At 63.9% G+C, this 13,638-nt stretch carries 16 protein-coding genes; 7 read left to right on the forward strand and 9 right to left on the reverse strand.

Annotation, left to right across the window (positions count from 1 at the left end):
- Positions 1-64 precede the first annotated feature (64 nt).
- Positions 65-493, reverse strand: a complete 429-nt coding sequence (locus IAE39_RS26685) for a TOBE domain-containing protein (protein ID WP_201207490.1) — start codon at positions 491-493, stop codon at positions 65-67.
- Between the two features lie 25 nt (positions 494-518).
- Complete coding sequence (locus tag IAE39_RS26690; RefSeq protein ID WP_201207491.1) at positions 519-782, reverse strand: accessory factor UbiK family protein; 264 nt, start codon at positions 780-782, stop codon at positions 519-521.
- 520 nt (positions 783-1,302) lie between these two features.
- Here IAE39_RS26690 and glnK point away from each other — a divergent pair.
- The 3 genes from glnK to sutA all read left to right on the forward strand — a co-directional run bounded on the left by glnK (position 1,303) and on the right by sutA (position 3,781).
- Positions 1,303-1,641 (forward strand): P-II family nitrogen regulator, encoded by a 339-nt coding sequence (glnK, locus tag IAE39_RS26695; protein WP_002555808.1) that lies wholly within the window; start codon positions 1,303-1,305, stop codon positions 1,639-1,641.
- Positions 1,642-1,687: 46 nt separating this feature from the next.
- Positions 1,688-3,022 (forward strand): ammonium transporter, encoded by a 1,335-nt coding sequence (locus IAE39_RS26700; RefSeq protein ID WP_201207492.1) that lies wholly within the window; start codon positions 1,688-1,690, stop codon positions 3,020-3,022.
- A 429-nt stretch (positions 3,023-3,451) separates the two neighbouring features.
- Positions 3,452-3,781 (forward strand): transcriptional regulator SutA, encoded by a 330-nt coding sequence (sutA, locus tag IAE39_RS26705; protein ID WP_201207493.1) that lies wholly within the window; start codon positions 3,452-3,454, stop codon positions 3,779-3,781.
- Between the two features lie 169 nt (positions 3,782-3,950).
- On the opposite strand, the gene IAE39_RS26710 is transcribed toward sutA, so the two are convergent.
- The 6 genes from IAE39_RS26710 to lptM are packed head-to-tail and all read right to left on the reverse strand — an operon-like array spanning position 3,951 to position 8,571.
- On the reverse strand, positions 3,951-4,646 hold the full coding sequence (locus IAE39_RS26710; protein ID WP_201207494.1) for an HAD family hydrolase: 696 nt from the start codon (positions 4,644-4,646) through the stop codon (positions 3,951-3,953).
- Entirely contained in the window at positions 4,643-5,542 is a 900-nt protein-coding gene (gene xerC / locus IAE39_RS26715) for a tyrosine recombinase XerC (protein WP_201207495.1), read from the reverse strand. Before xerC ends, IAE39_RS26710 begins: the two co-directional genes overlap by 4 nt.
- On the reverse strand, positions 5,542-6,252 hold the full coding sequence (locus tag IAE39_RS26720) for a DUF484 family protein (protein WP_201207496.1): 711 nt from the start codon (positions 6,250-6,252) through the stop codon (positions 5,542-5,544). The genes xerC and IAE39_RS26720 overlap by 1 nt, the downstream gene beginning before the upstream one ends.
- 13 nt (positions 6,253-6,265) lie before the next feature.
- On the reverse strand, positions 6,266-7,096 hold the full coding sequence (dapF, locus tag IAE39_RS26725; protein WP_201207497.1) for a diaminopimelate epimerase: 831 nt from the start codon (positions 7,094-7,096) through the stop codon (positions 6,266-6,268).
- Between the two features lie 4 nt (positions 7,097-7,100).
- Positions 7,101-8,348: a diaminopimelate decarboxylase gene (gene lysA, locus IAE39_RS26730; RefSeq protein WP_201207498.1), complete on the reverse strand. Its 1,248-nt coding sequence runs from the start codon at positions 8,346-8,348 to the stop codon at positions 7,101-7,103.
- 10 nt (positions 8,349-8,358) lie between these two features.
- On the reverse strand, positions 8,359-8,571 hold the full coding sequence (gene lptM / locus IAE39_RS26735; RefSeq protein ID WP_201207499.1) for an LPS translocon maturation chaperone LptM: 213 nt from the start codon (positions 8,569-8,571) through the stop codon (positions 8,359-8,361).
- Between the two features lie 296 nt (positions 8,572-8,867).
- Between lptM and cyaY the strand changes: the two genes are divergently transcribed.
- From cyaY to rnk, 3 genes are all read left to right on the forward strand, one after another.
- Positions 8,868-9,200 (forward strand): iron donor protein CyaY, encoded by a 333-nt coding sequence (cyaY, locus tag IAE39_RS26740; protein WP_201207500.1) that lies wholly within the window; start codon positions 8,868-8,870, stop codon positions 9,198-9,200.
- A 1-nt stretch (position 9,201) separates the two neighbouring features.
- On the forward strand, positions 9,202-9,426 hold the full coding sequence (locus IAE39_RS26745; RefSeq protein WP_201207501.1) for a DUF1289 domain-containing protein: 225 nt from the start codon (positions 9,202-9,204) through the stop codon (positions 9,424-9,426).
- Positions 9,427-9,572: 146 nt separating this feature from the next.
- A complete protein-coding gene (gene rnk / locus IAE39_RS26750) occupies positions 9,573-9,983 on the forward strand; it encodes a nucleoside diphosphate kinase regulator (protein ID WP_016712630.1) in 411 nt (136 codons plus the stop codon).
- A 115-nt stretch (positions 9,984-10,098) separates the two neighbouring features.
- Here the strand turns inward: rnk and IAE39_RS26755 are convergent, their stop codons facing one another.
- Positions 10,099-12,954 (reverse strand): class I adenylate cyclase, encoded by a 2,856-nt coding sequence (locus IAE39_RS26755; RefSeq protein WP_201207502.1) that lies wholly within the window; start codon positions 12,952-12,954, stop codon positions 10,099-10,101.
- A 170-nt stretch (positions 12,955-13,124) separates the two neighbouring features.
- On the opposite strand from IAE39_RS26755, the gene IAE39_RS26760 reads away from it, so the two are divergent.
- On the forward strand, positions 13,125-13,577 hold the full coding sequence (locus tag IAE39_RS26760) for a YaiI/YqxD family protein (RefSeq protein ID WP_201207503.1): 453 nt from the start codon (positions 13,125-13,127) through the stop codon (positions 13,575-13,577).
- Positions 13,578-13,638: the final 61 nt, after the last annotated feature.

Consider the following 13,638-nt stretch of genomic DNA (forward strand, 5'->3'; position numbering starts at 1 on the left):
CCCCCCCCCCCCCCCCCCCCCCCCCCCCCCCCCCCCGCTCCTACAAGGGGATTGTGTTAGCCGCTCAGGGTTTGGCGCCGAGGATGATATGCGAGGCCTTGATCAGTGCCGTGGCTTTCACGCCTGGGGCCAGGCCCAGCTCCTGCACCGCTTCGCGGGTAACAATCGCATACACCTCGGTACCGCCTGCCAGCTTCAGCACCACCTCGGCGTTTACCGCGCCATCACCGACCCGTACCACTTCGCCTTCCAGTGCGTTGCGGGCCGACAGCTTGTAGCCGGCAGCGTCGGTCAGCAGCACCACCCACGGTGCCTTGATCACGGCCACGGCGTCTTTGCCGACGTTGATGTTGAGGTTGTGCAGGCTGGCCATGGTGACGACCGCCACCAGCTTTTCACCGCCACCCAGGGTCAGTTCGACTTCGGCATTGACCGCACCGGGCTGAACGTTCGTGACCTTGCCTTCGAATACATTGCGTGCGCTGACTTTCATGGGGAAACGCTCCGTGTGTCGATTGTTATTCCGGCGTAGTGGGCGCCAGCCGTGCTTCCAGCTCGGCCACTTGTTTTTCCAGCGCCTCAAGGCGTGCACGGGTGCGCGCCAGCACGACCATCTGGCTGTCGAATTCGTCGCGGCTGACCAGGTCCAGCTTGCTGAAGGCACCTTGCATCAGCACCTTGAACTGGCTTTCCAGTTCTGCACGGGGCTGGGCGGTATCGCTGCTGAACAGGCGCGAGGCCTGGTCGCTCAGGGCATCGAGAAGGGCTTTGGGCGCGAGCATGGGGCTGTCCACTGAAACTTGAGAATGGCCGGCAGTGTAGCACGCACACCAGCCGATCCAATCCGAGCGCCGGCTCGTGTAGGAGCGGCCTTGCGTCGCGATCGGGGTGCGAAGCGCCCCCATCATTTGTGCTCTGACGCTGTAACCGCCGGGCTGCTGTGCAGCCCTTTCGCGACACAAGGCCGCTCCTACAAAAAAGCGGCGTGCATATTTCTGTTCATTGCACATTTTTCGCGCAATGCGCCCTGCCGCTACGCACCGAAACTGTGCAGGTTTCCCGTGCTGGCGACTGGCCAATTCCGACTAAATCACATAACCCGCTGTTTTCCGGTGCTTTGCTGGAACTGGCAAGGTTTCTGCAAAGACCTGTACGAGCCATGCACTGATGCAGTTCCTTGTGACCAGGCAGTGCGCACGCGGAGCCGGATGCCGACGACGCGTTACAAAGCCAACCGCTGCGCTTAGACTTGAGACGGGTTTGTTTTCCTGGGGCAAGTCCACCAAATCGGGAGAGAGTTTCATGAAGCTAGTCACAGCCATCATCAAGCCGTTCAAGCTGGACGACGTGCGCGAGTCGCTGTCGGAAATCGGCGTGCAGGGCATCACCGTTACCGAAGTCAAAGGTTTCGGTCGCCAGAAGGGCCACACCGAGTTGTATCGCGGTGCTGAATATGTGGTCGATTTCCTGCCCAAGGTGAAGATCGATGTCGCCATCGACGACAAGGACCTTGATCGGGTAATCGAAGCCATCACCAAGGCAGCCAACACCGGCAAGATCGGTGACGGCAAGATTTTCGTGGTGAATCTGGAGCAGGCGATCCGCATCCGTACCGGCGAAACCGATACCGACGCGATCTAAGCAGCAACAAAGCCTCACCAAACCCAACGCCCCAGGAGAAAACAACATGACTCTGCGTAAGATCGCAGGGCTAGGAGCCCTATTGTCCCTCGTAATGCCCGGGCTCGCCCTGGCAGAGGAAGCAGCTGCCCCAGCGCTGAACTCCGGCGACACCGCCTGGATGCTGACCGCAACTGCGCTGGTGCTGTTCATGACTATTCCGGGCCTGGCCCTGTTCTATGGCGGTATGGTGCGTTCCAAGAACGTGCTGTCGGTGATGATGCAGTGCTTTGCAATCACCGGCCTGATGAGCATTCTCTGGGTCGTCTACGGCTACAGCATGGCCTTCGATACCACCGGTATGGAAAAGGGCGTGCTCAACTTCAACTCCTTCGTGGGCGGCTTCTCCAAGGCCTTCCTCAGCGGCGTCACCCCCGAGAACCTGACCTCGGCCACCGCGCTGTTCCCTGAAGCGGTATTCATCACCTTCCAGATGACTTTCGCCATCATCACCCCGGCACTGATCGTCGGTGCCTTCGCCGAGCGCATGAAGTTCTCCGCGATGCTGGTGTTCATGGGCATCTGGTTCACCCTGGTGTATGCGCCGATCGCGCATATGGTGTGGAGCGGTGACGGTGCCCTGATGTGGGACTGGGGTGTGCTGGACTTCGCTGGCGGCACCGTGGTGCACATCAACGCCGGTATCGCCGGCCTGGTCTGCTGCCTGGTGCTGGGCAAGCGCAAGGGCTACCCGACCACCCCGATGGCCCCGCACAACCTTGGCTACACGCTGATGGGCGCAGCCATGCTGTGGATCGGCTGGTTCGGTTTCAACGCAGGCTCTGCCGCAGCGGCCAACGGTACCGCTGGCATGGCCATGCTGGTCACCCAGATCGCCACCGCTGCCGCGGCGCTGGGCTGGATGTTCGCCGAGTGGATCGGCCACGGCAAACCCAGCGCCCTGGGCATCGCCTCGGGTGTGGTGGCCGGCCTGGTCGCCATTACCCCGGCTGCCGGCACCGTAGGCCCGATGGGCGCACTGGTGATCGGCCTGTCCTCGGGCGTGATCTGCTACTTCTGCGCCACCAGCCTCAAGCGCAAACTGGGCTATGACGACTCGCTGGACGCCTTCGGTGTGCACGGTATCGGCGGTATCGTCGGCGCCATTCTCACCGGTGTGTTCGCAGCCCCGGCGCTGGGCGGCTTCGGCGCCGTCACCGACATCGGCATGCAGGTCTGGATCCAGGCCAAGGGCGTGATCTTCACCGTGGTCTACACCGCCATCGTCACCTACGTGATCCTCAAGGTGCTGGATGTGGTGATGGGCCTGCGGGTCAACGAAGAAGAAGAGTCGGTCGGCCTCGACCTGGCTCAACACAACGAACGCGGCTACAACCTGTAACTGCGACGCGGTAAAAACTTGCCCGGCTTGCCGGGCATTTTTTTGCCAGATTTTTAACATTTCCCGCTTGGCAAACGGTTTATCCGGCACGTTCGCGACGTAGGTAGAAAACTTACAAGTCGTGGGGCATTTATGGAGCTTTGCTTTTTCTGCGGGCGCGCTAGAATGCGCGCCGAAGGGTGTTTGACGAGTAGTCCCCACACTTCACCAGCCTTTGCTAGGCTTGCCAATAGCGTGTGGCCAGCAGGGGCTAATGGATTTGTCAGGTCCTGCCAGGAGCAGGGCCTGCTGGGTGCCGCCTCCCATCAGGAGCGCCGACCCAAGGGCAGTGGCCTAACCCACGGCCAGTTGAATTTTCACTGGTGGCTGCCGGTCTACGGCTGCACTGGTCTATAACTAACCTGCTTTTCGCAAGTCATGAGGTAGAACATGAGCGACGACGATCTGGAAAATGATGACCTCGAAGTAGGCGACGAAGACGAGGGTGATGAAGGCCTCGAAGCGGCGGCTGACGATGGCGCCGAAGACGCTGGCGACGACGACAGCAGCCCGGCACCCGCGGCCAAGGGCAAATCCAAGGCGGCAGTCTCGGTAGACGAGATGCCGAGCATGGAAGCCAAGCAGAAAGAGCGTGATGCACTGGCCAAGGCGATGGAAGAATTCCTTTCGCGCGGTGGCAAGGTGCAGGAAGTCGAGGCCAACGTGGTCGCCGACCCGCCCAAGAAGCCGGACAACAAGTACGGCAGCCGCCCTATCTGAGTGGCTGATCGCAAAAAAGCCCGCCGTCGCTGCGGGCTTTTTTGTGCCTGTGGATTCGCCGGCCCATTCGCGGGTGAACCCGCTCCCACAGAAAACCCACAGATTTCAATACCTGTGGTATCCCTGTGGGAGCGGGTTCACCCGCGAATGGGCCGCAAAGCGGCCCCTGTCAGCGCCAGCGCGCAAGCACGTCTGGCAACTGCGAAAGGCGCGAGATCTCGGCATCCGGCGCCTGCTCGCCCGCCCAGGCCTTGCCCTGCGGGTTGAACCACACCGCGCGCAGCCCGGCGCGCTGGGCACCGGCAATGTCGTCACCCGGGTGATCACCAATGTGCACCGCCGCACCAGCGTCTACCTCACCACGGCGTAAGGCCTCCAGGAACGGCGCCGGGTCCGGCTTGCCAATGCCCAGGTCTTCGGCACACAGGGCAAAGCGGAAGTAATCCGCCAGCCCCAGCCGGCTTACGTCGGCATTGCCGTTGGTGACCACGCCCAGGATGTAGTGGTGGCGCAGAATCTCCAGCACCGGCTGCACCTCGGGGAAGATCTCCACCTGGTGGCGGGCATGCAGGAACACCTCGAAACCTTCGTTGGCCAGGTCCTGCGCGTGTTTCTCGCTGTAGCCGACTTCTTCCAGGGCATGGAACAGCACACGCCGGCGCAGGGCGCTGATGCGGTGCTTCAGGCCAGGCTCGGCCTGCACCAGGCGCTCGCGGATGGCGAACAGGTGCTCCACCGGCACGCCACCAAGGATCGGGGCGTTGGCTTCGAGCCAGTCGCGCAGCACGACTTCTGCGCTGGCGATGACCGGCGCGGTGTCCCACAGGGTGTCGTCGAGGTCGAAGGTGATCAGCTTGATGCTCATGAGTCTGTGCCTTTGCTGCGTTTGGCCCGGGGGTGGGCGCTGTCGTACACCGCGGCCAGGTGCTGGAAGTCCAGGTGGGTGTAGATTTGCGTGGTGCTGATGTCGGCATGGCCGAGCATTTCCTGCACCGCGCGCAGGTCCTGGGACGATTCCAGCACATGGCTGGCGAAGGAATGGCGAAGCATGTGTGGGTGCAGGTGCTGGCCCAACTCGCGCTCGCCGACCGCTTTCACCCGTTGCTGCACGGCCCGCGGGCTGATGCGGTTGCCCTGGCGGGTGATGAACACGGCGCGGTCGCGCGGGTTGCCGATGCCGCGCAGGCGGTACCACTCCTGCAGCGCTTCGCGGGCCTTGCGGCCGACCGGCAACACGCGGGCCTTGCCACCCTTGCCCAGCACCTGCACCAGGCCGGCGGTGAGGTCGAGGTGGTCGAGGTCGAGGTTGGTCAGTTCGGACAGGCGCAAGCCAGACGAATAGAACAGTTCGAGCATGGCCTGGTCGCGGCGGGCGATGAAATCATCATCGACGCCGCCATCGAGCAGCTGCAGGGCACGGTCGGTATCCAGCACCTTGGGTAGCCGGCGTTCACCCTTCGGGGCGCTCAAGCCGGTGGCCGGGTCGTGCTGGCACAGGCCTTCGCGGTTGAGGTAGCGGTACAGGCCGCGTACAGCCGACAGCAACCGCGCCAGGCTGCGCGAGGACTGGCCATGGTGATGCAGGCGGGCGACCAACTGGCGCAGTTGCTGGATCTGCAGCGCCTGCCAGTCGGCGATGCCGTGTTCGTTGCAGTAGGCGATGACCTTGGCCAGGTCGCGACGGTAGCCCAGCAAGGTGTGCTCCGACACCTGGCGCTCATTGCGCAGGTGTGCGCAATAAGCCTCCAGCTGGCGTTCCATCAGCGTACCGAACGCAGGGTCTGGGTAACGCGCGGCACAACGCGGCCGAGTACTTCGGCGATGTAGCCGAGGAACAGGGTGCCGACGCTGCTTTTGTAGTGCTGCGGGTCGCGACTGCCGATTGCCAGCACGCCGTGCAGCCCTTGGTACTCAAGCGCGGCAACCGCGCTGGAACCCACTTCGCGGCGCTGCTCTTCACCGAACAGGAATGCCAGCTCGTGCTCGCGCAGGTTACCGCTGACCGTCTTGCCGCCGCCCAGCAGGGCACCGATGGCTTGTTGCGCCTCGGCATTGCTGACCCAGCGCCCGACCGGTGCGACGTTGTCGCCGAACAGGATCAGGCTGACGAAGGGCACCTGGAACTCCTGGCGCAGGCTGTCTTCGACCGCCATCACCACTTCTTCCAGGCTGCCGGCATCAAGCAGGTCGAGGATCAGCCGGCGGGTTTTGTCGAACAGCCGGTCGTTGTCGCGGGCCACGTCCATCAGCTGTGACAGGCGATGGCGCATCTCGATGTTGCGGTCGCGCAGCAGCTTGAGCTGGCGCTCTACCAGCGAAACGCTGTCGCCACGCTGGTGCGGAATGCGCTGTTCGATCAGCAACTCGTCGTGCTCGGCGAAGAAGGTGGGGTGGTCGCGCAGGTAGGCGACCACCGCCTCGGCATCGAGCTCGGCGGACTGCTGGGGTACAACCTTGGGCTGATCGGTCATGGCGGTTACTCGCTTAGAGACGAACCTGTCCTTCGTAGACGCGTACGGCCGGGCCGGTCATCACCACGGGCTTGCCGGGGCCGGCCCATTCGATGTGCAGGCGGCCACCTGGCAGGTCGAGGGACACCGGGGAGTCCATCCAGCCTTGGCTGATCGCCGCCACGGCGGCGGCGCAGGCGCCGGTGCCGCAGGCCTGGGTTTCACCCGCGCCGCGCTCCCACACGCGCAGGTTGGCGCGGTGGCGGTCGATGACCTGAAGGAAGCCGGCATTCACCCGCTGCGGGAAGCGTGGGTGGTTTTCGATCTTCGGGCCCAGCTCATGCACGGGGGCAGTACGCACGTCGTCGACACGCAGCACGGCATGCGGGTTACCCATGGACACGGCGGCAATCGAATGCAGTTGGCCGTCGACGTCCAGTGGGTAGTTCAGCGCCTGCGCGTCGGCGACGAAGGGGATTTCGGCAGGGATGAAGCGCGGCGGGCCCATGTCGACACTCACCTGGCCGTCGTTCTGCACGTCCAGCACGATGATGCCGCTCTTGGTTTCCACGCGGATGCGTTTTTTCGCAGTCAGGCGCTTGTCCAGCACGAAGCGGGCGAAGCAGCGCGCACCATTGCCACACTGCTCCACTTCGGAGCCGTCGGCGTTGAAGATGCGGTAGCGGAAGTCCACTTCCGGGTTGTTTGGCGCCTCGACGATCAGCAACTGGTCGAAGCCGATGCCGGTGTGGCGGTCACCCCATTGCTTGGCGTGCTTGGGCTGGATGTGCGCGTGCTGGCTGACCAGGTCGAGGACCATGAAGTCGTTGCCCAGCCCATGCATCTTGGTAAAACGCAGCAGCATGGGCTTACTCCGGCAGCAGGCTTTCGCCAGCGAACAGTTCGGCGACGGTTTCGCGGCGGCGTACTTCGAATGCCTGGTCGCCGTCGACCAGGATTTCAGCGCAACGGCCACGCGTGTTGTAGTTGGAGCTCATGACAAAACCATAGGCGCCCGCAGACTCGACGGCCAGCAGGTCGCCTTCGGCCAGGTTGAGCACGCGGTCCTTGCCGAGGAAGTCGCCGGTCTCGCAGATCGGGCCGACCAGGTCATAGGCACGGCCTTCGCCTGCACGTGGCTTGACTGCGCTGACACCCATCCAGGCCTGGTACAGGGCTGGGCGGATCAGGTCGTTCATCGCCGCATCGATGATGGCAAAGTCCTTGTGTTCGGTGTGCTTGAGGTATTCCACGCGGGTCAGCAGCACGCCGGCGTTGGCCACGATGTAGCGGCCAGGTTCGAATACCAGGGCCAGGTCGCGGTCGCCGACGCGCTCGCGAATGGCCTTGATGTAGTCGGCCACCAGCGGCGGCTGCTCATCACGGTAGCGCACGCCGACACCGCCACCCAGGTCCAGGTGGCGCAGGTGGATGCCGCACTCGGCCAGGCGGTCGACCAGCACCAGCAGGCGGTCGAGGGCGTCGAGGAACGGGTCGATGGTGGTCAGCTGGGAGCCGATATGGCAGTCGACACCGACCACTTCAAGGTTCGGCAGCTGCGCGGCGCGCACGTAGATGGCTTCGGCGTCGGCAATGGCGATGCCGAACTTGTTCTCTTTAAGGCCGGTGGAGATGTACGGGTGGGTACCGGCGTCTACGTCCGGGTTGACCCGCAGCGACACCGGGGCAACCTTGCCCATCTCGGCGGCCACCACTTGCAGGCGCTCCAGCTCGTCGGTGGATTCGACGTTGAAGCAGTGCACACCCACTTCCAGGGCGCGGCGCATGTCTTCACGGGTTTTACCCACACCGGAGAACACCACGCGGTCGGCGCGGCCCCCGGCGGCCAGCACACGTTCCAGCTCGCCACCGGAGACGATGTCGAAACCGGCACCCAGGCGCGCCAGCACGTTCAGCACGCCAAGGTTGGAGTTGGCCTTGACCGCGAAGCACACCAGGTGCTCGGCACCTTGCAGGGCGTCGGTATAGCTGCGGTACTGGGCCTCGATATGGGCGCGCGAATACACGTAGGTAGGGGTGCCGTGGCGTTCGGCGATGGCCGACAGGGCCACGCCTTCCGCGAACAGCTCACCGTCGCGGTAGTTGAAAGCGTTCATCTGGTTTCCTTTACTGCGCTGGCGACTGCTCAGGCTCGGCCTGCGGCTCTGGCTGTTGCTCTTGTACCGGGGCCGGCTTGGCTTTTGGCTGGTGCTGGTGCGCCTTGTGCGCTTTGCCGTTATCGCCGTCTTCAGGCAGATACAGCGGGCCTTTCTGGCCGCAGGCCGAAACGAGGCAGGCAACAGCGACCAGCGCCGCGAAGGAGGAAATCAGGCGCTTCATGGGTGAAATCCTTAGAAAATGCAGTATTGCGCCCGAGTATACCGAGCGACCGGCGGCTTGCCTATGCAAGGGCCGGTCCGCCTGGCGGGCTATCCTTATCGCCTGCGCGGGCCCTTTCGCGGCTAAAGCCGCTCCCACAGGTACCGCACTGGTGTCGGCCCTTGCACAACCCCTGTGGGAGCGGCTTTAGCCGCGAAAGGGCCGGTGCAGGCAACGGCTAAACCTTTGCATTCGGCGGCCAGCGCCCGTATCTTGCCGGGCTTGCCTGTAACGCAGCCAATTTCGAGGTTCCTGCAATGAGTTTGAGTGAAGCGCGTTTCCATGATCTGGTCGACGCGACCCAACAGGCCCTGGAAGACCTGTTCGACGAGAGCGGCCTGGACCTGGACATGGAGAATTCCGCTGGCGTCCTCACCGTCAAGTTCGAAGGCGGCGCCCAGCTGATCTTCAGCCGTCAGGAGCCGCTGCGCCAGCTGTGGCTGGCTGACAAGTCCGGTGGTTTCCACTTCGACTACGACGAAGAGAGCAAGAAGTGGGTCTGCGAAAAGAGCGAAGAGCTGCTGGGCGAAATGCTCGAACGCATCGTCTGGGAGCGGGCCGGCGAGAAGCTGGACTTCGACGAGATCTGACATGAGCAACGCCCAGCCCCGGCCGCCCAAGCCGCTGTACAGCAATGTCAGCCCCGCTGTGCCATCGCCGTGCATCAGCATTTGCCGGCTCGACGAGCAGCGTGTGTGCACCGGTTGCCACCGGCATGTCGAGCACATCCGTGAATGGCGTTCGGCCGATGACGAGCGGCGCCGGCAGATCTGCCGCGAGGCCCAGGTTTTGCGCGAGCAGGCTAAGGCACACTGAGCGCAGGGGCTTGAGTATTTACCCGGCTGTGGTAGTGTCGGGTTCTGCGTCGGTGACGCCAAAGCCTTCTCAAACCCCGCCCTTGGGCGGGGTTTTGCTTTATCTGCGCACTGAAAATTGCCTGTTCAAAGGAGTCTGACTGGATCATGAGCACCAAGCCTTCCCTCATCCTCACCCGATTGGACGTACAGCGTCTGGAGCGTCTGATCGACAGCCTCGACGAGAGTACGCCGGGTGTGCTCGCCCTTCAGGACGAGCTGGACCGCGCCGAGCAGGTGGTCGGTCATGAGGAGGTGCCCGCAGGCGTGGTGACCATGAACTCGCGCGTGCACTGCCGTGAGGAAGCCAGTGGCAAGGACTATCACCTGACCCTGGTATACCCGAAGGATGCCGGGCCGGAAGGCAAGGTCTCGATCCTGGCGCCGATTGGTTGCGCCTTGCTGGGGCTGTCGGTGGGTGAGCAGATCGACTGGCCGGCGCCGGGGGGCAAGACCCTCAAGCTGAAGCTGCTGGAAGTCGAGTACCAGCCGGAAGCCGCGGGCGATTTTGACCTCTGAAATTTTGGGGCCGCTTTGCGGCCCATCGCGACACGAGGCCGCTCCTACAGGGGATCGCGTACCCCTGTAGGAGCGGCCTTGTGTCGCGAAAGGGGTGCATAGCACCCCCGGCAATTCAGGATCCCTCCGCCAATACCTGCTCCAACCCCTCATTTAAAGCCTGCTCCAGCACCCGCTTGTAGCTCAGGTAAACCTGCGTCGCCCCCAGCCGGTCATCCAGCAGTTCGGACAAGTCCAGGTCGGTGATGTAGCACCGGTAATGCCCGGCCCCACGGCGCTGCGCGATAATCTGCCGAGCCACTACCGCATACAGCTGCGCACCATGCTCCAGCTCGGAGAACTCCTGCTGGTCGCAATACAGCGTCACATGCGCGGCACCCGCCACACCGGCCTGAATAATGGCCTGCACTTCATAGTAAGGCTGGTCACTGCCCTCCAGCGGCGCCAGGCGCGGTTCGATGCTGCGGGCCTTGCCCGGGCCTCCAGGCAGTAGCTGCGCGTACTGGATATCCAGAGACGCCTGCCCAAGGTTATCCAGCGGCAGGCGGGCATCGCGGCGCATCACCACCGAGCGCAAAAAGCGCTGCAGCGGCAGCAGCAGGTGCGCTTCGTCATGCAGCGGCAGGCGCTGCTGCCACAAGGCGTTGTGTTCATCCAGCACATACAGCTCGGCCCAGCCGCCCTGCAGGCGGTAGAACACCTGGATGCAGGCCGGCCGGCCTTGCTCCAGCACCAGGCGCAGGTCATGGTCGTGCAGGGCGTGGGTATCCAGGTACAACGGGCTGTAGGCGCTGCGTTCTTCGCCCAGGTAGGTCAACAGTGCCTCATGTTCGGCCAGGGTGGTCAGGCTGACGTGTTCGGGCAACAGTTCCAGCACATGGGTGTGCTCGGCCACTTGTAACAGGTAGCGGTGGTGCAGGCCCTGGTCCAGCAGCAGCTGCACGGTGTCGAAGATCTCTTCCACGCGTTGGCCGATGGCCTGGGCGCGGCTCTGGCAGAAGCAGCGTACCCGCACCCGCGGCCGGTGGCCATGCAACACCGGGCCGTTGAGGAAGTCGCGCAGGCAGCGCACCAGCGCGTGTTCGCCGTCATAGCGCTGGACCAGCACCTCGTTCCAGCTGTTGAGGGTGACCTGGTCAAGGGTCAGCACCAGGTTCTCGCGCACGCCGGCGTAACTCAGCGAGTCAGTGCGCTCGGTAGTCATCAGGATGTTCAGGTCGCGATGGTGGCGCAGCGGGTCGATGGCAACGTTGACCAGCAGCAGCACCTCGTCGGCAACGCTGGGCTGCAGCAGGCGTACTTCGCTGACCGTCGGCAAGGGCAGGGGGATGCTTTGCTGCAGGCAGCCCAGCAGGTTGAACAGCTCGAACTCGCCAAGGTCACTGATACCCGGGTGCAGCGCCAGGCGCGTGCTGCTGTCGATCACCCCGTTGCGGTGGGCCCAGGCCAGCAGCTCGAGCAGCTCGCGGCAGCGTTTTATCGGGCCAAAGTGCTCGACCTCGTGGGTACTCAGGTTGCCGCTGTACAACTCCCAGTGGTAGCTGCCCGGCTCCTTGCGGTTGGGGACCTGGGCCAGGGTCAGGGTGCCTTCGGCGAGGTCCGGGGCGATGCCGGGGTTGATCACTTCGACCTTGCCGGCGCGGCGCTCGAAGGCCGCATACAGGCGCCGGCCCAGCACGTTGAGGTCGCGTTGGTCGGCGCGGCTGCTGGCGTTCTGGGTGCGGGCGAACTGGCTGAGAAAGCGGTAGCTGTGGTTCAGTTCGGCCACCAGTTCGCGGCGTTCGAGGGCAACCTGTTGGACTTTCCATTGGCTTCGGCTGTCCAGCACGGCCAGTTGGCGTTCGTCCCAGCCCCATTCGTCTGCCAGGCGCTGCAGTAGCCGGCGTTGCCAGCCATTGCTGCGGCCGTGGTCGCTGAGCTTCTTGTTCACCTTCAGGTACAGGCTGCGCCGTACCAACTCCAGGCGCACGGTCTCGCCACGTTGCAACAGGTAACGTTCGATGCGCCGGTAGACCATCACATAGGGGTCCAGCTCGTCGAGGTCGAGCTGGTTGGCGAACACCGCCTGCTTGTAGTCCAGGCTCAGGCAGCGAACGGCGGGGTGTTCGCTGGCGTAGGCCTCGGTCAGTAGCAGTTTGAGCAGTGACTTGTAGGGTGAGTCGATGCCCTTGAACAGTTGCCACAGACCTGCGCCAACGAACTCGCCGGGCGGAATATGCGCCAGGTTGCCGAGGTCGAGGGCGTCCTGGCTGCGGATAAAGCGCTTGGCCAGCAAGGTTTGCGTGTAGGTGTGGTAATTGTGTTCTTCGTAGACCGGCACCAGCCACCATAGCGGCGTGCGACCGGCCAGCCACAGGGTGGTGCGGTAGAACTCGTCGAGCAGCAGGTAATGCTGGGTGGTGCCGCAGTCGTCGGAGCCCAACTGGCCGTCGCGCTGACCTCGGGCAAAGCCTTGCGTGTCGATGAGAAAGAAATGCGCCTCGGCGCCCAGGCTGGCGGCCCAGGCTTCCAGCAGCTGGCACTTGCGGCGCAGTTCTTCCAGCATTGGCTCGGGCAAGCCGGGCGCATGGCACACCCATACGTCCATGTCGCTGTGCTCGGCCTGGGCCAGCGAACCCAGGCTGCCCATCAGGAACAGGCCGTGGATCGGGCGCGGCGGGTTGCCATGCTGGGCCTTGTAGGTGAACGAGCGGGCCAGGCGTTGGGCTTCTGCCACCCGTTCGGCATCTGGCTCGTAGCCCGATACACCTGCGGGCGTGCTGCCCGAAACATAACCCGGTAGTAGCGGGTGGTTCACATGGAACAGCAGCGGCAGCAGGGTAAGTACCCCTTGCTGGCGCGTCGAAAGGCCTTCCATCGCCCGTTGCAGTCGGCCCTGGTTCAGGTGCAGGAAGCGCGCGCGCAGTGTTGCCAGGACCTTGCGGTCGATGCCTTCGTCCAGGTCAGGGCGAATTTCGTGGGGGTGGTTCATTGCGCACTCGGGCAGGCCAGCGGAGCTGTGGCGAGTTTAGCCTGAGTGGCGGGGTCGCATAAGCGGCAATTGAAATATTGGCGCCATTTTTCCAGCGCTGGTGCGCCTGCTGCAGCTTTTGCCGCGCTTGAGGCATGATGGGCGCATTGAGTTCAGATAGAGATTTCCCGATGCGTGTATGGATCGATGCCGACGCCTGCCCCAAGGCGGCCAAGGATCTGATCGTCAAGTTCGCCCTCAAGCGCAAGTTCGAGGTGGTGATGGTGGCGGGGCAGGCCGTGGCCAAGCCGGCGTTTGCCATTGTGCGGCTGATCGTGGTGCCCAGCGGCATGGATGCGGCCGACGATTACCTGGTCGAGCACGCCGTACCGGGCGAGCTGGTGATCTGCAGTGACGTACCGTTGGCCGATCGCCTGGTGAAGAAGGGCGTGGCGGCGCTGGACCCGCGCGGTCGCGAGTTCGACGAGCGCAACATGGGTGACCGGCTGGCGGCGCGCAACCTGTTCACCGAGCTGCGCGAGCAGGGCCAGGTGGGGGGCGGGCAGGCGGCTTATGGTGAGCGCGACAAGCAGGCGTTTGCCAATGCGCTGGACCGGATCATCGCCCGTCTCTCCAAACCCTGAAAGATGGCGAGGTCCCTGTAGGAGCGGGGGGGGGGGGGGGGGGGGGGGGGGGGGGGGGGGG

Source organism: Pseudomonas sp. S37 (genome assembly GCF_016658545.1).
In the GTDB taxonomy this organism is placed as follows: Bacteria; Pseudomonadota; Gammaproteobacteria; order Pseudomonadales; family Pseudomonadaceae; genus Aquipseudomonas.